18 protein-coding genes are annotated in these 21,075 nt (G+C 46.3%); 13 read left to right on the top strand and 5 right to left on the bottom strand.

The genetic code is table 11. The features are described 5' to 3' along the window. The first annotated feature begins 31 nt into the window (after nt 1-31). The 4 genes from MRBLPE1_RS30575 (at nt 32) to MRBLPE1_RS30590 (ending at nt 4,289) form a co-directional block, all read left to right on the top strand. A complete protein-coding gene (locus tag MRBLPE1_RS30575; RefSeq protein ID WP_364153507.1) occupies nt 32-1,522 on the top strand; it encodes a glycoside hydrolase family 32 protein in 1,491 nt (496 codons plus the stop codon). Between the two features lie 33 nt (nt 1,523-1,555). Next, nucleotides 1,556-2,440, top strand: a complete 885-nt coding sequence (locus MRBLPE1_RS30580) for an ROK family protein (protein ID WP_364153510.1) — start codon at nt 1,556-1,558, stop codon at nt 2,438-2,440. A gap of 198 nt (nt 2,441-2,638) precedes the next feature. After that, nucleotides 2,639-3,523, top strand: coding sequence for a phosphotransferase (locus MRBLPE1_RS30585; protein ID WP_364153513.1), 885 nt, complete (start codon nt 2,639-2,641; stop codon nt 3,521-3,523). Between the two features lie 205 nt (nt 3,524-3,728). After that, the gene (locus tag MRBLPE1_RS30590) at nt 3,729-4,289 is read left to right on the top strand and encodes a sugar O-acetyltransferase (RefSeq protein ID WP_364153516.1); all 561 of its coding nucleotides are present in this window, start codon (nt 3,729-3,731) and stop codon (nt 4,287-4,289) included. A gap of 442 nt (nt 4,290-4,731) precedes the next feature. On the opposite strand, the gene MRBLPE1_RS30595 is transcribed toward MRBLPE1_RS30590, so the two are convergent. From MRBLPE1_RS30595 to MRBLPE1_RS30605, 3 genes are all read right to left on the bottom strand, one after another. Then, nucleotides 4,732-5,520 (bottom strand): ABC transporter permease, encoded by a 789-nt coding sequence (locus MRBLPE1_RS30595; RefSeq protein ID WP_364153518.1) that lies wholly within the window; start codon nt 5,518-5,520, stop codon nt 4,732-4,734. 2 nt (nt 5,521-5,522) lie between these two features. After that, entirely contained in the window at nt 5,523-6,404 is an 882-nt protein-coding gene (locus MRBLPE1_RS30600; protein WP_364153521.1) for an ATP-binding cassette domain-containing protein, read from the bottom strand. A 188-nt stretch (nt 6,405-6,592) separates the two neighbouring features. Then, nucleotides 6,593-7,219: an NAD(P)H-dependent oxidoreductase gene (locus MRBLPE1_RS30605; protein WP_364153525.1), complete on the bottom strand. Its 627-nt coding sequence runs from the start codon at nt 7,217-7,219 to the stop codon at nt 6,593-6,595. A 159-nt stretch (nt 7,220-7,378) separates the two neighbouring features. Here MRBLPE1_RS30605 and MRBLPE1_RS30610 point away from each other — a divergent pair, with 159 nt between their 5' ends. After that, nucleotides 7,379-8,086 (top strand): winged helix DNA-binding protein, encoded by a 708-nt coding sequence (locus MRBLPE1_RS30610; protein ID WP_364153528.1) that lies wholly within the window; start codon nt 7,379-7,381, stop codon nt 8,084-8,086. 101 nt (nt 8,087-8,187) lie between these two features. Continuing rightward, nucleotides 8,188-9,057: an AraC family transcriptional regulator gene (locus MRBLPE1_RS30615; protein ID WP_414698940.1), complete on the top strand. Its 870-nt coding sequence runs from the start codon at nt 8,188-8,190 to the stop codon at nt 9,055-9,057. A gap of 82 nt (nt 9,058-9,139) precedes the next feature. Here the strand turns inward: MRBLPE1_RS30615 and MRBLPE1_RS30620 are convergent, their stop codons facing one another. Continuing rightward, entirely contained in the window at nt 9,140-10,138 is a 999-nt protein-coding gene (locus MRBLPE1_RS30620) for a glycerophosphodiester phosphodiesterase family protein (RefSeq protein ID WP_364153534.1), read from the bottom strand. Nucleotides 10,139-10,270: 132 nt separating this feature from the next. Continuing rightward, nucleotides 10,271-10,852: an NAD(P)H-dependent oxidoreductase gene (locus tag MRBLPE1_RS30625; protein WP_364153537.1), complete on the bottom strand. Its 582-nt coding sequence runs from the start codon at nt 10,850-10,852 to the stop codon at nt 10,271-10,273. A gap of 201 nt (nt 10,853-11,053) precedes the next feature. Between MRBLPE1_RS30625 and MRBLPE1_RS30630 the strand changes: the two genes are divergently transcribed. From MRBLPE1_RS30630 to MRBLPE1_RS30660, 7 genes are all read left to right on the top strand, one after another. Beyond that, entirely contained in the window at nt 11,054-12,040 is a 987-nt protein-coding gene (locus MRBLPE1_RS30630; protein WP_414698945.1) for an AraC family transcriptional regulator, read from the top strand. A gap of 196 nt (nt 12,041-12,236) precedes the next feature. Then, complete coding sequence (locus MRBLPE1_RS30635) at nt 12,237-13,841, top strand: response regulator (RefSeq protein ID WP_364153543.1); 1,605 nt, start codon at nt 12,237-12,239, stop codon at nt 13,839-13,841. Between the two features lie 18 nt (nt 13,842-13,859). After that, nucleotides 13,860-15,716: a sensor histidine kinase gene (locus tag MRBLPE1_RS30640; protein WP_364153545.1), complete on the top strand. Its 1,857-nt coding sequence runs from the start codon at nt 13,860-13,862 to the stop codon at nt 15,714-15,716. A 24-nt stretch (nt 15,717-15,740) separates the two neighbouring features. Further along, the gene (locus tag MRBLPE1_RS30645; protein WP_364153547.1) at nt 15,741-17,135 is read left to right on the top strand and encodes an ABC transporter substrate-binding protein; all 1,395 of its coding nucleotides are present in this window, start codon (nt 15,741-15,743) and stop codon (nt 17,133-17,135) included. 263 nt (nt 17,136-17,398) lie between these two features. Further along, nucleotides 17,399-19,018, top strand: a complete 1,620-nt coding sequence (locus MRBLPE1_RS30650; protein WP_364153549.1) for an ABC transporter substrate-binding protein — start codon at nt 17,399-17,401, stop codon at nt 19,016-19,018. A gap of 77 nt (nt 19,019-19,095) precedes the next feature. Next, nucleotides 19,096-20,007 carry an ABC transporter permease gene (locus MRBLPE1_RS30655; RefSeq protein WP_364153552.1) on the top strand — a complete coding sequence of 304 codons (912 nt, stop codon included), beginning with the start codon at nt 19,096-19,098 and terminating at the stop codon, nt 20,005-20,007. A 24-nt stretch (nt 20,008-20,031) separates the two neighbouring features. Continuing rightward, nucleotides 20,032-20,925, top strand: coding sequence for a carbohydrate ABC transporter permease (locus tag MRBLPE1_RS30660; protein ID WP_364153555.1), 894 nt, complete (start codon nt 20,032-20,034; stop codon nt 20,923-20,925). Nucleotides 20,926-21,075: the final 150 nt, after the last annotated feature.

Raw genomic sequence — 21,075 nt, forward strand, 5'->3', positions numbered from 1 at the left:
TCATCATTATAGGATTAAGGGAGTGGAGTACATGTCAACGATTAATTATAGAGAAAAATATCGCCCACAGTTTCATTTTACACCGCCTGCGAATTGGATGAATGATCCGAACGGTATGGTGTATTTTGAAGGAGAATATCATTTGTTTTATCAGCATCATCCGGATGGAACGACATGGGGTCCTATGCATTGGGGGCACGCGATAAGTTCGGACTTGATTCACTGGGAACATCGTCCGATCGCGCTTAAGCCGGATGAAAATGGCGCTATTTTCTCCGGCAGCGCAGTAGTAGACTGGGCTGATACAAGCGGATTTTTTTCCGGCAAACCGGGTCTGGTCGCTATATTTACACATGCTGATCAATATCCAGATTCCGACCGACCAAGACAACGGCAAAGTCTTGCCTATAGCACGGACAAGGGAAGAACCTGGTCGTTGTATGAAGGCAATCCTGTACTTTGCGATGAGCAAATCATAGATTTCCGTGATCCGAAGGTATTTTGGCATGCCGATTCACAACGCTGGATCATGGTGATCGCAGCTGGAGATCGGGTTAACATTTATACTTCTCCTAATTTGATAGAATGGAAATTTGCAAGTGAGTTTGGAGCTGTAGAAGGCTCGCATGATGGTGTGTGGGAATGCCCGGATTTAATAGAGTTGCCGGTAGAAGGTCAAGAAAGTGATAGTAAATGGGTAATGATCGTCAGTATTGGAGATAATCCTGCATTTCAAGAAGGTTCAAGAACGCAATATTTTGTAGGCCATTTTGACGGTCAAGCTTTTACGAATGATGTTTCGCCTGATACAGTATTGTGGCTCGATCACGGTAGAGATAACTATGCTGGCGTAACCTGGTCGGATGTGGATAGGACGGACAATGGGAAGCTATTTATCGGATGGATGAGTAACTGGAAATATGCGAATTTAACGCCAACAGATAGTTGGAGAAGCGCAATGACTTTGCCTAGATCGCTCTCTCTGCGTTCCGTGCGGGACGGTATTCGATTGATTCAAAAGCCGATAACTGACGTTCAGAAGCTTCGTCAACAGACGCAGCTTTGGGAAGAAGTTACTGTAAGCCCTGACCAAAACCTCCTCTCAGACATGCAAGGTGATACCTATGAAATAGAGTGCGAACTGGAAATCGGGAATGCCTCTGAAATCGGATTTAAACTTCGTAAATCTGATCATGAGGAAACCGTTGTGGCTTATAACGTCACTACTCAATCCCTTTATATTGACCGCTGCGTTTCTGGCGAGAAAGCATTCCATGAATCATTCGGCTGCAAGCATGAAGTGCCGCTGCAACTGGTGAATGGAAGGTTAAAGCTGCATTTATTTGTCGATCAGTCCTCTCTTGAAGTTTTTGCGAATGATGGGGAAATCGCGATAACGGATCAAATTTTCCCTGACCCATCCAGTACGGGGATGGAGATTTATGTTCGCGGCGGCAGTGCAAAAGTGATTTCCCTTTCTTTGCATAGCTTGAATTCTATCTATTCTGCAGCAGCAGTGTAAAGAAATGGTTAGAAGAATGCGAGGTATAATTCATTGACATTATTAGGAGCTATTGAAGGCGGAGGAACGAAGTTCGTTTGCGGAATTGGAACACCAGAAGGAGAAATCATAGAAAGTGTTGCTTTTCCAACAACGACACCTGAAGAAACGCTCGGCAAAGCAATGAACTATTTTGAAAATAAAGAAATACAAGCTATAGGGATAGGAACATTTGGTCCGATTGATGTTAATCCCAAAAGCCCGAACTTTGGTGTAGTTGGTAAAACACCTAAGCCGTATTGGAGCGGTTTTCCGATTACGGATTATGTAAAGCGGCATTTCGATATTCCGATCGGATTTGATACGGATGTCAATGCAGCCGCGCTGGGTGAGGCTACATGGGGAGCGGCAAAAGGCATAAATAACTGCTTGTACATGACGATCGGAACGGGGATCGGGGCAGGGGCAGTTGTTGAAGGGAAGCTCGTTCATGGCTTGACTCATCCGGAGATGGGACATATACTCATTCGCCGGCATCCTGAGGACAAATATATAGGGCATTGTCCTTTTCACCAAGATTGTTTGGAAGGGCTTGCTGCCGGGCCGGCAATCGAAGCTCGTTGGAGCAAGAAAGCATACGAATTGAATGAAATGCATCCAGCTTGGCTAATGGAGAGCTACTATATCGCCCAAGCACTCGTGAATTATATTCTTGTTTTATCTCCAGAAAAAATGATTCTGGGAGGCGGCGTAATGAATCAATTACATCTTTTTCCGATGATTCGTGATCAGGTTGCTGTGTTGTTAAATGGTTATGTGCAGCATTCCGTTCTTTCCGGAGATGCGGAAAGCTTTATCGTTCAGCCTGGTTTAGGTGATAAGGCGGGACTTACGGGTGCTCTTGCATTAGCCATAGGTGCACTTGGCAGAAACGCATAAATTCGAAAAAGGCGACGAGATCATTCGACGCCTTTTTTGAGTTGTTCAGGTATAGCGTCAGCAAGCCATTGCAAATCCATAAGTTTGGTGAGGTGCACTAAATGAACTTTGAACCAATTCGTCGAGATGAAGGCCGTTTTCAACAACCGCTACAGCTTGAACTTACTTTATTTCCGATCGAATTGGGGGTGAATCCTGTTGAACATAAAAGTTGAAGAAATTATTCGCGAAGTACCAGAGTTAAACCATGAATTCCTAAGTTTTGAAAGTCTTAATGGTGGACTGTGCAACCAAACATACAAGATACAAACGAAACAGAGTAAATACGTTCTTCGCATCAATAACAGGCAAAATGAGTATTTGAACCTGACGCGCCGCTCTGAAGTAGAAGTGATGAAGAAGGCAAACCGCGAGGGATTTGCTCCTAGAGTGATTTCCAGCAATTATCCGGAACAATTTATAGTCACGGAATTTATTGAAGGTCGAATGCTTGAGAAAGATGATCTGAAAGACGAGAATATCAAAGGAATGATAATGGATCGTCTCAAACGAATACATCGTATGGAAGATCAAAGTAGAACATGCACTCCTTTCGATTTAATTCATGGATATTTGAAAGGCGCAGATCAGTTTCAAGTCAAGCATCCTGATGGATTAAACCGAATTTTGCATCGAGTAGAGAAAATCGCGCATGATCGGAGTAATGACAAAGAATATAACAACAAATTCTGTCACAATGATTCCTTTTTATGCAATATGATTTACACAGGTCAACAGTTGCAATTCATTGATTGGGAGTTGTCTGGAGCCGGAGATGTGTTTTCCGAATTGACGCTCATTCCGTTTACAAATCAGTTCAGCGAAACAGATGAGCGTGAATGGTTGAAGTTATACTTCGGATATTTCGAGGAGGAAACATTCCACATTTTACAGGACATGAAATTCGTGTCGATGGCTCGAGAGGTTGCGTGGGGAATGTTTTACAGCGGACTTACTAAGGAGGAAAGTCACCATGACTTTGATTACTATAAGTTTGCCGAAAATTGCATCCAACGAATAGAACAGGGAATTTTTCAATTATAATGGTGTAGATGCTCTCACTTCATTTTATTTTTAACTTTATAAAGACTAACTTTAAGCAAACGGTTAACTGAGCATTATGGGTTATTGCATGCACTGAGTGCGGTACTCATTGGCATTGCCATCTCAGGGTTACTGACCAGATCAGCTAGACCAGTACAAATTAAGAATACTTCACTTTATGACGAGAGAGGATTGGGTGTAAAACATGAAAACTGAAAAACAAAAAATGCTGGATGGAGAACTATATATGGCTTGGGATCCTGAACTGACACGTGAGAGGGCATATGGCAGAAGGATGACGCGCATGTACAACCAAACTACCGAAATGGATGATGGGCTGAGAGTAAAGATACTTAAAGAACTGCTTGGATCAACAGGAACTAACCTTGGTATGGAGCCAAACATCAGATTTGACTATGGTTATAACATACATGTTGGTGAGAACTTCTATACAAACTTTGATTGTACTATTCTTGATGTGTGCGAGGTTAGGATTGGCGATAACTGTATGTTCGGACCCGGTGTACACGTATATACGGCTACGCACCCTGTTGATCCGTATGAACGAATCAAGGGACCAGAATACGGCAAGCCAGTAACAATAGGCAACAATGTATGGGTAGGGGGACGAGCTGTTATTAATCCAGGTGTAACTATTGGCAATAATGTTGTTATCGCATCTGGTGCTGTGGTGACTAAGGATATTCCGGACAATGTGGTTGTTGGTGGTAATCCAGCGAAAGTGATTAAAAAAATTGACATATAATTTAGATATCTGTTGCTTTTGAAGGGCCTGCAAAGGGTTATATAAACGTAGACAACCCTGGCGGTTATTATAATAGTACTTTACCAATTATAGCCTGATTCCATCGATTGGGGTTATTTCAAAATGTTCGTTTATCTTCTGATAGCTCCACGTCTCCTCTACATGCAAACGAATGGCCTCACGCTTTGTTTCATCTGAATACGTCTTGAACTTTTGTCCCTTCATTACCACAAATATACACCCCTTAGAATTCATCGGATTAACCAAGGGGTTTTCCAATGTCTATTCTATGGGGTTCACTTCACCATCCAGTCAAATACTTTTTTCTTTGAACAGTTACAAACGGGCTACAGTTTTAGCATCGACAAACCCAGTAAAATCAATAAAATTGGTTCCAGACTTTTTTATCATCTGACATTTGTGCACGAATCTCCATCGCGCATTATCTGCGAGCGGCTTTCTTGCGGAAAACCAGTATGCACCATACGAGGGAGACGAGGAGAATGGCTGTACACCAAACAGCGGCTAACCATACGCTATTCTGAATCGGGGTGCCGGTGAGCAGTCTGCGAATCGTCTCGATGACCGGGGTGATCGGTTGATGGTTCGCTACGCCGCGCAACCAGTCCGGCATGGTTTCTATCGGGACGAAGGCGCTGGAGATGTAGGGGAGAAAAAGCAAGATGAATCCATATCCGCTCGCCGCAGTGGGATTGCCGCTGGCTAGACCGATGGTTGCAAACAGCCAAGTAAAGGCGAGGATGAATAGGGTGATTACGCCTAATGCGGCAATCCATTCCCATAGATTTGCGGATGGGCGAAAACCGACGAGATAAGCTACGCCAATAACTAATCCGGTTGCCAAGAGGTTGCGGGCAACGCTTGCGATAACATGCCCGGTGATGACGCTCATGCTGTGAATCGGCATGGTCCGGAAGCGGTCAATGATGCCGTTCGTCATGTCTTCAGCTACATTAACAGCGGTAAAAGACGAACCGAATCCGGCACATAAAAGAATGATGCCCGGAACCACGTAATTGACATAGTTGCCGACAGGATCGATTGCGCCTCCAAAAACATAGGTAAAGAGCAGCATTAGCATGATAGGCAGCATAATAGCCATAATTAAGGCTTCAGTATTGCGCAGGCTGAGACGAAGGCTTCGACCGATGAAAACCGCATTGGTCGTGACGAAGGATGCGGGCTTACTTGAAGATTGCGGGGTTATCATGACTATGTTCCCTCCGTTCGCTGGGTTGTTAAAGCAAGAAACACGTCATCCATGCTTGTTTTGCGAAGATAGATGCGCGTTTGATCAGGAACCGATTGAGCTATCTCATTGAGTGTTTGCCTGACATCGTGAATGCTTCCTGTAGTAGATACGATCCGGATAACTTCGTCCTTCTCGTCGCGCAGCTCCAGCACTTCCCCGCCAACGCGCGATTTCAATTCCTGCGGGGTACCGGTCGCTACGACACGGCCGGCGGTAATGACAGATACCATATCCGCCAATTGATCGGCTTCTTCCAGGTACTGGGTCGTGAGAAAAATGGTTATACCGCGTTCTTTCAGCTTCAGAATGATTTCCCACAACGCGCGCCGGCTCATTGTATCTAAACCTGTAGTTGGCTCATCCAGAAATAGTACCGGACGGTCAATTACCAGGCTGATCGCGAGATCTAACCGGCGTCGCATACCGCCCGAATAGGTCTTTACACGCTTGTTTGCCGCTGGCGTCAAATCAAAGTGTCGGAGCAGCTCAGCTGTCCGGTTACGGGCTTCGGCTGATGTAAGCCCGGAGAGCCTGCATATCATCCGTAAATTTTCCTCGCCGGTGAGCACTTCATCGACTGCCGCGAATTGGCCGGTGAGACTAATGGACCGTTTGACTTCTTCCTTGTCGGCAGCGACATCGTAACCGAACACTTTAGCAGTTCCTTCATCCGCGGTCACGAGTGTTGTCAGAATATGAATTAGCGTGGTTTTGCCGGCCCCATTGGGTCCCAGCAGGGCATAAATCGTGCCGGCAGGAACCGCAAGATCAATGCTGTCAAGAACGGCTTGATTTCCGAATTTTTTGCGCAAGCCTGTCACTTCAATGGCCAAGTTACTCATCTCATCTCAACTCTCCTTGTTTAATTCATAATAATTGCGGATCATATAAACAGTATATGATATATACAGTGTATTATGTATACAGTAATTCCGCAACGGTAAATCTATGAAGGAACCTGGATGAATGAAACGATGGGAACGAGCGGAGGGGATGGCGTGCAGCTTTTTATTCTACGGCTGCTTGCCGATCAAATGGACTTTAGATTCGAAAATAGGCGTTCCGTCTTCAATAAATATTGCTGGCGTATCTCCAAGCTGCGGTCTTCCATTCCGGTGTAGTTATGCCATTTGAGATTGCGAATCCCCATTTTACGAAAAGTGCCGCGAAACAAAATTTTTGTAATCGGATTCCCGAATATCCACTTATATACAAAATTAGGCGTACTCATGACGGTCAATAAAGAAACGCCTTTTATTTTTGGAAGCAGGCTGACAAACGGACGCCCGGGCTTTGGCTCATCAAATAAAATTCCTTTAACAAACACCTTATCAATAAAGCCTTTCGTAAGTGCGGGCATTGACTCCCACCATATCGGAAAAATAAAAATTAGGTGATCCGCCGCAATGAGGCGCTGCTGATAATTGGCTGCGAGAGGATCATTTGTCTGCTTTTGCCTCCATGATGAAAGATCGGAAGCCGATGTAACGGGGTTGAATCCATCCGCGTGCAAATCGATGAGGTCAATCGTATGGCCATTTGCAGCGAGTCCTCGCGTGACAGCGGCTAAAAGCGCGGCGGAGTAGCTTCTTTTATGCGGGATATTTTCGGATGCAGCCGCTCCGTAAGGATGATCAAAAACAATGACACAATTCATAAGCAATCACTTCTCCCTTTTGATTCCTAGAATCAATATTTATTCAGTGAAACAATCGTAATGTTTTGTTTCCTTGTTGTCAATATTGTTTCTGGGAATATTTATTTTAGTCACATTACTTGGTATACTGAATGCAATTGCATATAGGGGGAATAAGCATTGACCCATTCTTTGGATCCGCAGGTTAACGCGGCAGATAGCCTGGAGAAACAGCTGTTAATAAAAGAAATGATGTATCAAGTCGCAAATGTGCAAAAAAGATTTCAATCCGAAGGCGAAGACGACGAGAGAGGATGGATGATAGCAAAGGCGAAGGATCCGATTCTCGTGGAATTCCTTAAAGAATCCACAGTCATCATGCTTCATGTCATAGATGCGATAGGCGAGCTGGAGCCGGTAAACGGGATCACGATTTCTAAACAATTCGGCATTCCAAGGGGGAGCGTGTCGAAGATCACACGTAGGCTCGTCGAACAAAAAATGGTACAATCCGAATTTCTTGAGGGCAACAAAAAAGAGGTGTTGTTTCAGTTAACCCCGCTTGGTCATCAGGTTTTTGAATTGCATAAACGGCTGCATGTCCATATCGAGCATAATGTAAGGAACTTCCTCCGGCGATATGATGTCGAACAGATGCGGTTTCTTGTTCAGTGCATGAAGGATACGTCAGAAGCATCATGGGTCCAAGAGGAATCCTTAGATAACATGGCAGCAAAGGCGCATGGGAATGCAGTCGAACCAACGGTCTCGGAGCGATTATCCCAGGAGGCGCTAACGATAAGCGAAATCGTATCCAAGCTTCAGCAGCTGGATGCCCGCAATCTGAAGAAGGCGAAGGATTTGATTCAAGTCGCGTTTTTTGATTAAATCAGGGGCGTTGCAATCATGCGTCCAAAGCGGATCACGAAAAGTCGGACCGGTTCAAGTTTGTCATGTTACTCTTGCAATGAGGGAGGTGGTTATTGGTTATGCTTGAGCCTATGAATCGTGCATTAAGCTATATTGAAGAGAATCTTGCGGATGAGATGGATATGAAAGAAGTTGCGAAAATAGCTCTTTGCTCCGAATATCATTTCAGAAAAATGTTTTCATTTCTGTCAGGCGTATCACTTTCGGAATACATCAGGCGCAGGCGTCTGACGCTTGCGGCTTTTGAGCTTCAAACCAAAGAGGCCAAAATTATTGATATCGCGATGAAATACGGCTATCATTCGCCCGATTCTTTTACAAGGGCTTTCCAACACCTGCATGGCATAACGCCGTCAGAGGCCAGAAATAACGGTCAACCGTTAAAAGCATATCCAAGAATGACCTTCCAGTTAATCATTAAGGGAGGAAATGAAATGAACTTTCGCATCGAAAATAAGGAAGCATTTCGGATCATCGGAATCAAGAAGAGAGTCAGCATTGTTTTCCATGGGGTCAATCCGGAAATCGCTTCGATGTGGGCAAGTTTAGATGAAGAGGCGATCCGTTTACTTAAGGGCCTTTCGAATGTTGCCCCATTGGGATTAATCAGCGCATCGACGAATTTCTCGGAGGGGCGAATGGAGGAAAAAGGGGAGCTGGATCATTATATCGGCGCAGCCTCGACGAAGGAATGTCCGGTTCACCTGGCGCAGCTTGAAGTGCCGGCATCCGAATGGGCTGTATTTGAAGCCGTTGGACGTTTTCCCGACGCTTTGCAAGAGGTTTGGGGACGCATCTATTCCGAATGGTTTCCTTCTTCTCAGTATGAGCAAATAGAAGGTCCCGAAATGTTGTGGAACGAATCGAAGGATATCGCATCGCCGACGTTTAAAAGCGAGATATGGATATCGGTTAAGAAAAAGCAGTGATCGCTTGAAGATTGAAAAAAAGTAAAGAAGCCGCTCCGATCCCAAGGATCGAAGTGGCTTTTGATTCGTAAAAGTTCATGCCTCACTCTTTCATTCTATCGCCGTGAAATAGCGGAGCGATCAGGTCAATACGATTCGTCCAAATGCCGCCGGAATAGCCGTATGGCAGACGTTTGATATCTTCGGCGGTATCAAATCCGCTTGAAAAATCGCTGCCGTCACCGCCAACGACAATGACGGGAGTTCCTGCATTTTCCATTCGGTTCAAGAAACGGTTCGGCCATCCCCATAACCATGGCGCTATTTTCTCAGGGATGTGCAGTTCCGTATTTTTGCATGCTGATGGCAGATAACCCGTCCAGCCGGCTCCAATGTAAGGAAGCAAGCAGCTCTTCATCATTGCTTTGGACATGGCGCGGATATCAGGTAGATGAACTCTTAATGCGGCAATAGGTTCATCTCCGCCATAAACGGTTATTTGCTTTAAACGCTCCTTTGGCAATGTCGCGAGATATTCGGCCAGATGCTCGCCTTCCTTCGGATCATTGCTTTTCATATGAACCAAGAAAGTTCCCACCGGAAAATATTCCAGTACTTCCCCAATTGATGGCATTAACCCCATTCCAAGCCCCCGAAACGGGTAGGTTTTTCCATTGTCTGCCGTATATCCGTAGCCAATATCCATTTTCTTAAGCTCAGCCATCGTGTATTCGCTGGTTGATCCCGTCGCATTTGTCCGGCAATCAAGCGTCCAATCGTGAAAGACAGCGAATTGTCCGTCTTTTGTCGGTTTGATATCGAATTCCACGATGTCCGCGCCTGCTTGAAATGCGGCTTCCATCGATGGAATCGTATTTTCCAGGAAAGGATGCTCCGGTTCATAGATTCGTTCAGCCGTACACGTATCATTTTTGATGCCTTCCATCGTAAAGGTCTGGGCTAGACCGCGGTGGGCGAGCAGAAGCGGGGCATCACTGCGTTGTTTTGCAAATAGTGAACTATTATTCACGTAAATGAAAACAATAAGCAGGGTAAGAAAAATGACGAATTTATTTTTCAGTATTTTCTTCAACCTAACCATTCTAGATCCCCTCCAAACCATAAGCCGCATGCATGAATCCTCAAAAAAGCAGAATAGTTTCCTTTTTTTGAATATAGTTTAAAAAGGTTCCCATTGCAATATGGCTCATCATATACGGTTAGAGGTTACGTGCTAAGCCAGCTTTGAACCGAGTGCTTTCACCTTATTCAGCCATTTGGCGCGAAGCTCCGGTGATGAAGGCTTAACCGGACCGATCTCAGTCACGCGAACGGGCGTGATCCCGCAAAACTGTAAAATATTGCGTTTCATTACATTATGGCCGGCACGTCTGTAAATCCAGCGGTTATACCAGGACGGAGTATCCATTGTAACGATGAGATGCGCGGATTTGCCGGTTAGCAGCTTATCCCAAAGGCTGGAATTCTCGCGGTATTTGAAAGCGAAGCCTGGCAAAAAGACACGGTCAATAAATCCTTTCAGGACGGCCGGCATCGCGCCCCACCACGTTGGATAGACAAATACCAGATGATCGGCCCAGCTGATAAGCTTTTGGGCTTCGATCAAATCTTTCTCGAGCTCTGTTCGTTGCCGGTATCCGTATTTGAGGTTCAGCTCGAAATCGAGTTTGCTCAGATCAATCGTTCGAATTTCAGCTCTATTGGCGGCAGCCCCTTCCGCGTAAGCCTCGGACAAGGCTTTGCAAAAGCTCTGGGAATCGGGATGTCCGTTTATAACGACAATTTTTGATTTCATATCCATGTTCCTCCTCTGATTAACGCCGCTTATTCGGATGAACACTGTCCATCCTGCATGTTTTCGATATATGATAGTGATGCAGCACTACAATTAGCTTAGTATGAATGAAGAGATAAATGAATGATCAACGACGCAAAAATATTGCTGATTCGCGCAAAGGAGGAATAAAGCTTGAAAAGCGACGGGGTCGCAATCTCAATGGTTTATCCGATTATGAAATCAATCGTACAAAAAGGATATGATACCGATCAGTTTTGCAGCTATGCTTCGTTCGACGCTAGTATCATGAAGGATTTGGAAGCCCGTATAACCGGGGAGGAATTGGAGCGGTTGATGATTGCTGCCGCTGAATACACGCAGGACGATTATTTCGGCCTCCATCAAGGACAAATGACGGAGTTCGTCGATTTAGGCGTTCTCGGATACGTTATGATGCATTCCCTAACGATAGCCGAAGCGTTATCGGCTTACCAAAGATATAATGTCATCCTTTGCAGCGGGTTCAATCTGGACTGGGAGGTACAAGGAGACGAGTTGCTGATCCGGTTGTTCTTACAGTTTCCCGGGCGGATGTCCCGTCATTGCGTGGAGGATATGGCGAGCTCTTTATTTCGTTTGATCGGCAGGCTCAGCAACCGGCGCATCCCCTTAACCGAAATACAGTTTGAACATGCAGCGCCGGCTGATTTGACTCCCTATTTGACCGCATTTGGGAAAGTGCCGCGGTTTGAGGGGGATGCGACTGTTTTACGCATGGGCAAGGAAGTATTGGATTATTCGGTCATGTACTCCGATGCTAAGCTGCTAGGCGTATTTAAAGCCATTGCGCAGGAATCAAAAGATGAACTGACACAGGGAAGCGTGTTTTCAGAGCAAATTGTCCAATGGATGAAAAAGAACATGCCCTCTTTTTTTCCGACGTTACAGCAAACGGCCGCATTTTTCGGAATCAGCATAAGAACGCTGCAGAATAAATTGAAGGCAGAAAACACGACGTTTAATGATCTATCCACCCGCGTTCGCAAGGAAATGGCAATGGGCTATTTGAAAAAGTGGGAGTATTCGGTGGGCGATATTGCCTATGTTCTGCATTTCTCGGAGCCCAGCGCGTTTCAAAGCGCATTCAAAAAATGGACGGGAGTTACGCCGGGGCAATACCGGGCTAAAATTAGCAACTCAAAGTAGGCGAGCGGCAATGAGCGGAAATAATATCGAATGAATGGAAGCCTGTCTCCTCATGAGGCAGGCTATTTGCGATGAAAACCCAAAAGAATTCCCCATATCCAACTATTTTCTCCTATGCTTACATTCCCAATGGAAAATCTAAACGCTACAATAAGAGGAGATGATTTTTTCGCGATACCTTTAAGGGGATGTGAGGATGATTTCAACTAAAATGGAAATCTTGGTTGTCGATGATGAGCCCAAGCAGCGGCGCGGGCTGGCTGCGATGGTACGCTCCCTAAGGCCGGACTATAAGGTGCATGAGGCGAAAAACGGCAAGGAAGCGCTCGAGCTTGCGGAGAACCGTTCGCTGGACATTGTATTTACAGATATCCAAATGCCGATCGTGAATGGCATCGATTTTCTAAAGGCGTTAAACCACAAAGGGAATAACGTGCCCAAGGTCGTTTTTGTAAGCGTATTCCATGAATTTGGTTATGCGCAGCAGGCGCTGCGGCTCGGGGCGAAGGACTATTTGGTGAAGCCGGTTATTACCGAGCAATTAGAGCCTATCATTTCCGATTTGGAGCAGCAGCTAAGAAGAGAGAGCACGCTTCAATTGGAAACGAAGAGCCTGAACGAACAACTGGCTCATACGAAGCCGGTTTATATGGAGCATCTGCTGTATAAGTGGATGACGGAGGAATTGCAGGCCGCGGAGCGGAACGAGGTAAGAAAGCATTTTACGTACAGCGGCAGCGGCACGGTGGTGATCTTGGAAAGCAAGTCTGACGACCGCACAGCGGACGAGCTCGAGTGGAGGAGCATCTTGAAGCGTGCGGTAGTACAAGCTTTTACCCCTTTGGCGGAAGCGATGGTGGTGGCGCCCGAGCATGAGAAGGAGCAGCTTTATGCCGTAGCGGTTTGGCGGCAGGGCGTATCCAGTGAAGAAGGCTTGGCCCAGCTTCGGCGGGCGCTGCATCAGGTCGAGAATGTGTATAACCGGTCCATTAGCGCTGGGATTGGAAAGGAATTTGCATGCATAGAAACGGATATCCGCGCTTGCTGCCAAAGCGCAAGGCTGGCTTTGCAATATTTGTATTATTTTCCGGAAGGCATGTGGCTCTCAGACAGCGAGCTTCAAAACCTGCTGAGCAATGCCGCGAGCCCTCTTGTTGCAACCAAAGATACCGATATATTGGAGAAAGCCGTGACGGAAAGCCAGCTTGAGCTTGCTATGTCGTCGCTTATTTCCCTGCTGGATCAGATGGCAGCCTCTTACCCGTCGCCTTTTCGGTTGAAATGCAGCGCAACGCAGCTGCTGCTCACCTGCTTAAAACGCGTGGAACTGGTGATTGACGACGACCAGTACCGTATTCTGGCGAATCGCATTGATCAAGAAATTATCGCGGCCCAATCCTTCCGGGATACGCAGCAAACAGCAGCAGGCTTGCTTGCGGATATGATCAAGCAAATGAAAAAAGATAAATCGTCGCGCAGCGAGATGATTATGCAGAAATGCCGGGAGTTCGTGGAAGCGAATTTGCATGAGGATTTGGGTCTGGAGCTGATCGCACAGCGTTTTTTCTATAATCCGTCTTACTTTAGCATTTTGTTTAAAAATAATTTTGGCCTTTCCTTCACCGATTTTCTGGTGAAAACGCGCATGCAAAAGGCACGCAGCCTGCTGCTGCAGACGGAACTAAAAATCGTAGATGTCGCTAAGCAGGTCGGCTATAAAGACATTAAATATTTTAACAAGGTGTTCAAAAAAATGTTCTTATATTCACCGGAAGAATTCCGGAGAATGTTCTCATCCTGATTAAACGAGGCCGAACCGATGCGCATCCTAAGAAAAATGGCGGAAATGGCTGCCAACGCAAAATTCCGGATCAAGCTGCTTGTCTCCTATTTCGTGCTGGTTAGCTTCATTATTTTGATTCTTGGTTTTGCCTATTATCAAATTAGTTCACGGAATATGCTCTCAAACGTAAGGGAGAGCCTTGGGAATGTCGTCATTAACAATAACCAGCTGCTCGACGAGAAGCTCCAGTATATCCGCGACAAAAGCGAAATGCTTCCGATCGACAATGAATTGTACCGTGTCATTACCGAGGTAGATGCCAGCGATAATGAATCTTTATTGAAAGCGGATCGGCGAATTACGCAAATCCTGTTCAAATATTTTGGCGGCGACACCGATATGTATGCTTCCTTTATTTTGACGCCTGAATATAACTTTGGAAACACAGCGAGAATGTTCGTGATGCCGCAAGGTTTTTTTGCGTCCTCCTTGTATCGTCAAGCGGTCGCCGGCAAAGGAGATCTGGTATGGATTCCAACGTATCGGTTTGCCGAAACCTTAGGCGAGAAGGATATGTCCGAGCTCACCTTTGAGTTTAGCAAGCTGGCATCGGCGGTTAAAGTATTGAACCTTACGTTTCTCGATGAAAAAGGCATTTTCCATTCGCTGCCGCAGACGATGCCGAAGCCGATATTAATGGTAAACTTAACGACCGATTATATCGGGAAGCTGTTCGCGGATTACGCGCTGCAAAGCGAGTTTCAGCATTTGTCGTACGGCATTGTCGACGAGAGCGGGAATGTAGTGATTGATTCCGATCCTGAACGGGTCGCAAGGCTTGATGCGCCGTCATGGCTTGGAGAAGCCATGGCGAAGAAAAACGGCAGCATACAGAAGGTGATTAACGGCAAGCGCATGGTCATCAGCTTCAGCCGCATGGAAAGCACGGGCTGGATTTCCTATATCGAAATTCCCGTGGAGGATGCGTTGCAGGATCTAAACGCGCTGCGCAGGTATTCTTCTTTCTTTCTCGTGGTCATGCTGCTTGTCTCTATCATTCTCGCCTATGTGATGTCGGTCTACATTACGAAGCCGATCAGCCGGATGAAAAAGGCGATGAAGCTGATGGAACGCGGCAACTTTCATATTCATATCCCGGAGCATGGCCGTGACGAATTTGGACATCTTATCCGAACTTTCAATCATATGAACGGACGTATTCAGACGTTGATTGAAGAAAATTACGCATCGCGGCTGAGGGAAAAGGAGGCGGAGCTTATGGCGCTCAACCTTCAGTTAAATCCTCATTTTCTCTATAATACGCTCACGACCCTTTACTGGATCGCGGTGGAGAACAACCAGCAGGAGATGAGCTTGATCATTCACAATCTAGCGGATATGCTGCAGACCTCGACCAGGAACAAGAAGGAGACATGGCCGCTGCGGACGGATTTGGACTGGTTGAACAAATACATCTATATTATGTCGAGCCGCTTCGAGAACCTGTTCTATGTCGAGATGGATGTTGAAGAGTCGCTGCTGGATATGGAGGTCCCTAAGCTGTTTTTGCAGCCGTTTGTAGAAAATGCGATTATTCACGGGCTTGCCGAGAAGGAGCAGGGAGGGAAAATCGGAATTAAAGGCTGGTCTGACGGCGATAAAGTGCAATTTACTGTCGTGGACAACGGGAGAGGCATGGACAAAGAGCAGATTGATAAAATAAGATCGGGCAAGGCAGCTTCGACGGGCATGCCGAACGTGGAGAAGCGCATCAAGCTGCTGTACGGCACCCAATATGGACTCGATATCAACTCCTCCGAGGGAAACGGTACGACGATCTTGCTTCGTATGGGCATGCAGCCCGGCCAACAGGACAGAACAGAAGTCCAATAAGCGGGGAGAGAAGGGAGCTGACTCGTGAGAAGAGACAAGCGTGGAATCACGGCGTTATTGATTTTATGCGCCATGCTGCTTGCGGCGGGCTGCCGTGGGTCAAGCGGGGCTGCCAATCGTGAAGCGGCAGGCGATGCCGCAGCTATGAACAATAAGGAAAAAGTCGTCTTGACCTATGCCTCCTGGGGCTCCCCGAACGAGAAGCAGGCGAAGGTGAGAATGATTGAGAAATTTATGGAGAAATATCCATGGATTACGGTCCAATACGTGTATGAGCCGGGAGATTATAACACCAAGCTTACGACGATGTATGCGAGCAACAAAGCGCCTGACGTCTTTATGCTGTACAAGCATACCGCGCTGCAATGGGCGGAGCAGGGGAAGCTCTATAACTTGAAGGAGTTTCTAGACACCGATACGCAAATCAATGAAGCTTCGCTCATTCCTAATGCCCTCATGTACTGGGAGCAAGGAAAGGTAGCAGGCGTCAAGGTTGCCGAGGAGTCGTTCGCCCTCTATTATAATGCCGATCTCTTTAACGAAGCGGGTGTAGCACTGCCGCCTGCAAAAGCGGAGGATGCGTGGACGTGGGCGCAATTCCTGGAAGCGGCAAAAAAATTGACGATCGACGGCAGCGGAAATAATGCTTTGAGCCCGGATTTCGATCCCAATCACATTGTCCAGTTCGGCGTACGCTTTAACACCTGGATGTGGCACTTAATGGTGCCTTCCAATAATACGAGCGTGATCGCGCCTGACGGCAGTAAAATGAATCTGGACGATCCAGCTGTCATCGACGCGGTCCAAAAGCTTGCTGATCTTATCTACGTTCATCATGTCGCGCCATCGCCGATTCAGGAGAAAAATCTGCCGCAGCCGGCACTTGCCGTGCAAAGCAGAAAGGTAGCGATGAATCTCGATGGCCAATGGGTTCAGCTTGATCTTGGCGCAGCCGGCGTCAACTACGGCGTAGGCGTATTGCCTAAGCTGAAGACGAGTACCACCATTCAGTTTGGGGAACCGCTTGTCATGGCCTCGACAACAAAGCACCCGAGGGAAGCCTGGCTGTTCTATAAGTGGCAGCTCGATTCCGAGAATTCCATCGATTTGCATGCCAGCGGCCTGTGGATGCCGCTGCTTAAGGATTATTACACGAAGCCTGAGCTGATTGCGCGCTGGGCGGATGTAAATCCCGGACATCCGAGCGGTTATCAGGATGCGGTCATGCGGCAGACGTTTGAGAATGGCGTCAATTCATATGACTACTATTTAAAAAACAATGAAAATATCTCTGCGATTTTGCAGCCGGCGTTTGATCAAGTTTGGTTAGGGAAAAAAAGCGTCAAAGAAGCTTTTGAAAGCGTGTCGGACAAAATAGCCGAAGCCTTTCAGGGCACATATTCCAGCAGCAATCAATAAGCAGGAAAGCCGCGGCGCAGCCACGGCTTTTTTTGCTGCGCGCCAAAGCGTGGACGATCAACCTGGGCTGGCGGGTACCTAATCATTGTCTCCGAAATCCAATGATTTTCCGTATTGTTGGCTTTGTAAACGCTTGCTAACATTAAGGCAGTCAAGAGCTGCAGCCGAGACGCTCGGTCCATAACGATCAAAGGGATGAACCGATCTATTTTATTAACGAATATGTAAGCGATAACAAAGAAGAAAAAGGGAGGCCAAGCAGGATGAAAAAAACGTTAAGGCTTGTTCTGACAGCTTGTTTATGCACCATATTGATCGCTGGGTGCAGCAATAACGGCGGCAATCAGGAGTCCCCGGACACAGATGCCGATAAAGGCGGCGCAGGGGGTGCGAAGGTTAAACTTACCGCGCTCATCACGAAGCATTCATTGACGAAGCCGCTGGCCGAGATGGAATGGCTGCAAAAGGCAGAGGATGCTGCAGGCGTGGATATTGAATGGCAGGAGATTACGGCAGATTGGGCTCAGAAGAAAGGCACGATGCTGGCAAGCGGCGATACGCCGGATTTATTTGTCGGACCTAATGTCATTACGGACGCCGATTTCGCACAGTTCCAAGGTCTATTCCAGGATCTAACCGAGCTGCTGCCGGAAGCGCCAAATGTCCAGCAAATGTTTGATACCAAGCCGGAGACGAAAATTATTGCGACGCAGCCCGATGGTAAAATCTATGGATTGCCCAAATACCAAAGATTTTGGCCGGCGTCCGCAACTAGACAATATATAAACCAAACCTGGCTGGACAATCTGGGACTTAGCATGCCGACAACCTGGGACGAATTGTACGACGTGTTAGTTGCGTTCAAGGAAAAAGATGCTAACGGCAACGGCAATCCGAACGATGAGATTCCGATGGATTGGCCGGGCGGGATTGGCGGTTTCTTCAACCCTGCGGTTCTACTTGGCGGCATGGGCGTTACGTTAACGGACGGAAGCGGACAAGGTTATTTCGTCGAAGACGGAAAGGTGAAAAACTTCTTAACCGATGAACGTTATCAAAAAATGGTCATTTTCCTCAATAAGCTGTATAAGGCCGGTTTGATTAACCCGGAGGTATTTACCCATGATTATACGAAATTCCAGTCCGTGGCACGCGGTGAAGGCGATACGGCGAAGGTAGGCTTTACTTGGGGCTGGGTTGCCTCAGACCGCTTCGGCGAGCAGCTGGCGCCGCAATACGCTTCGATGTCTCCGCTTAAGGAATCGGCCGGTTTTTCTGGCAAGCTATCGTGGAGCTATGATTTCTCGACCTTGAACTATGGCGTGAACCAGATCGTGATGTCGGCAAAAACAAAAAATAAAGAAGCAGCCATGAGATTTATCGATGAATTGTATAAACAAGAAGTGAGCATGCAGGTTTTATTCGGTTCGATCGGGACGAATATCAAGGATAATGGCGACGGTACATACAGCGTTCTGCCGCCATCGGATACGAAAATGGATCCAGGCACATGGAAATGGACCTCCACTTGGGCAGATAACGGGCCGATGTATATCCCGGATTCGTTAAATTTGACGCTGGGCAAAGATATGCAGGAGGTTCTCGTTCAGTCGGAGCCATTAGAGGATGCTTTAGCCGTCGATGCGGAAAAGGATGTTTTTCCGGGCATGTTCATCAAATATACGACGGCAGACAACAACACGATGAGCCTTAGCAATACGAATGTAATGAATCTCGCGAATACCAATTTTGCCAAATGGGTAACCAAGGGCGGAATTGAAACACAGTGGGATGAGTATGTAAAGCAAAGCAAAAAAGCAGGCTTGGACCAAAACATCGAGATTATGCAAAAATACTATGATGATTATATGAGCAAGAAATAATAAAAAAGCGATGCAGGGAGCTATGCCGCTCTGAAATAGGGTATAGCTTCTTTTTCAAAAAGAAGGGGGAATTTCTTATGGGCTCTTGGTCGATCTTCGGCACCTTCAAACGAGATATTCAATTGTGGTTGATGATATTTCCGGCAATTGCCGTCATTTTCGTGTTTAACTATATTCCTATGTACGGCATTCAATTAGCGTTTAGGGATTTTGATTTCAGCAAAGGGCTTACCGGAGGAGAATGGCGGGGTTTATTTTATTTCAAGCAATTTATTGAAAGCTTTTTGTTTGTGGATCTCCTGACCAATACGTTCTTAATCAGCTTCACAGCGATCATCATCGGATTTCCCGCACCCATCATTTTGGCGTTGGTACTGAATCAAATTCGAAGAAAAAAAATGAAGCAGCTGATGCAGACGACGGTTTATTTGCCTCACTTTATATCGATTATCGTACTGGTGGGTATGTTGAATGTCCTGTTATCGCCGGAAACGGGCATAGTCGGATATTTTATGAAGTCCATCGGTTTTGGGGATATCAATTTGCTCGCGTCTACCTCTACCTTTATACCGGTGAATATCATTTCGGACATTTGGCAGCATTGCGGGTGGAACAGCATCATCTATCTGGCGGCGCTTTCGACGGTCGATCCGCAGCTGTACGATTCGGCCAAAATGGACGGGGCCAGCAGATGGCAGACGATTCGCTATATCGATTTTCCTGCGCTGATTCCGACAATCGTCATTCTGTTCATTCTTAGCATGGGTAATATACTGAGCACGGGCTTCGAGAAAATCTTTTTGATGCAAAATTCATTAAACCTGCCGGTTTCGGAGGTTATTGCTACGTATGTGTACAAGATCGGTATCGTATCCAATCAGTTCAGCTACGCCTCGGCCATCGGTTTGTTCAATACCTTGATTAATTTTATTTTCTTGTTTGCGATGAACGCCATTTCTAAAAAAGCTTCCAATACGAGTTTATTCTAACCGGTTGTCGAAGGAGGATTGATTATGGACCGTACCCGTGTAAACGGCAGTGAAATTGTCTTTCGAATCGTATTATTCTTGATGTGCGCGCTGATCTTTTTGGCCATTGTATATCCGCTTTATTTTATCATCATTGCTTCAATCAGCGACTCGACGCTTGTCTCTACCGGAAAGGTGCTGTTTATTCCCAAAAATATCAGCTTTTTCGGTTACAATCAAATCTTTCAGGATGAGCGCATATGGAACGGATACCGTAATACGGTTTTTTATACGTTCGCGGGCACGTTGGTTAATTTGTTAATTACTTTGCCGGCAGCCTATGTCTTATCCAGACGTGAATTCCGGGCAAGAAAGGTCATTATGTTGTTATTTGTGATCACCATGTTCTTTAATGGAGGTTTGATTCCAACTTACCTGCTGATGAAGGACCTGCACTTAACGAATACGGCTTTAATGTTTATCCTGCCGTTTTGCGTGAACGTGTTTTACCTGATTATCGCAAGAACGTTTTTCGAGTCATCGCTGCCATCTGAGTTATATGAAGCGGCGGCAATCGACGGCTGCTCCCATTTCGGATTTTTTATCAAAATCGCGCTCCCGTTGTCAAAAGCCTTGATTTCGGTTGTCGGCCTGTATTATTTGGTCGGCCATTGGAATGATTTCTTTACGGGCTTGATTTATATCCGGGACAATAAGCTGCAGCCGCTGCAGATCATTCTGAGAGATATCCTGTTATCGAACCAAGTGTTTCAAAATGGGGCAGGCTCCGGAGGGAATGCAGGGGGCTACGCGCAAAAGTATGCGGATCAAATCAAATACGGCGTCATTATCGTATCTACGCTGCCCATTTTGGTGCTCTATCCGTTCCTGCAAAAATATTTTGAAAAAGGCGTAATGATTGGCTCCGTCAAAGGCTGAACCATTGGATATCATAAACGCAGGATAAGGAAGCGCCACGCTCCTTTATTCCTGCGTTTTTTGCGTTAACCGTATGTTGTAAGTTGGAGAGGATATGAATAGCGGTTCATCTTTCAAGTTAGAATATAAGCAGGTGAATATACGGCATGA

This window comes from Paenibacillus sp. LPE1-1-1.1 (genome assembly GCF_040676435.1).
GTDB lineage: Bacteria > Bacillota > Bacilli > Paenibacillales > Paenibacillaceae > Pristimantibacillus.

Coding starts and splice junctions, on each gene's coding strand:
- MRBLPE1_RS30575 (WP_364153507.1), top strand. CDS start 32: ATGTCAACGATTAATTATAGAGAAAAATATCGCCCACAGTTTCATTTT.
- MRBLPE1_RS30590 (WP_364153516.1), top strand. CDS start 3,729: ATGAAAACTGAAAAACAAAAAATGCTGGATGGAGAACTATATATGGCT.
- MRBLPE1_RS30595 (WP_364153518.1), bottom strand. CDS start 5,520: ATGATAACCCCGCAATCTTCAAGTAAGCCCGCATCCTTCGTCACGACC.
- MRBLPE1_RS30600 (WP_364153521.1), bottom strand. CDS start 6,404: ATGAGTAACTTGGCCATTGAAGTGACAGGCTTGCGCAAAAAATTCGGA.
- MRBLPE1_RS30605 (WP_364153525.1), bottom strand. CDS start 7,219: ATGAATTGTGTCATTGTTTTTGATCATCCTTACGGAGCGGCTGCATCC.
- MRBLPE1_RS30615 (WP_414698940.1), top strand. CDS start 8,188: ATGCTTGAGCCTATGAATCGTGCATTAAGCTATATTGAAGAGAATCTT.
- MRBLPE1_RS30620 (WP_364153534.1), bottom strand. CDS start 10,138: ATGGTTAGGTTGAAGAAAATACTGAAAAATAAATTCGTCATTTTTCTT.
- MRBLPE1_RS30625 (WP_364153537.1), bottom strand. CDS start 10,852: ATGAAATCAAAAATTGTCGTTATAAACGGACATCCCGATTCCCAGAGC.
- MRBLPE1_RS30630 (WP_414698945.1), top strand. CDS start 11,054: ATGGTTTATCCGATTATGAAATCAATCGTACAAAAAGGATATGATACC.
- MRBLPE1_RS30635 (WP_364153543.1), top strand. CDS start 12,237: ATGATTTCAACTAAAATGGAAATCTTGGTTGTCGATGATGAGCCCAAG.
- MRBLPE1_RS30640 (WP_364153545.1), top strand. CDS start 13,860: ATGCGCATCCTAAGAAAAATGGCGGAAATGGCTGCCAACGCAAAATTC.
- MRBLPE1_RS30650 (WP_364153549.1), top strand. CDS start 17,399: ATGAAAAAAACGTTAAGGCTTGTTCTGACAGCTTGTTTATGCACCATA.
- MRBLPE1_RS30655 (WP_364153552.1), top strand. CDS start 19,096: ATGGGCTCTTGGTCGATCTTCGGCACCTTCAAACGAGATATTCAATTG.
- MRBLPE1_RS30660 (WP_364153555.1), top strand. CDS start 20,032: ATGGACCGTACCCGTGTAAACGGCAGTGAAATTGTCTTTCGAATCGTA.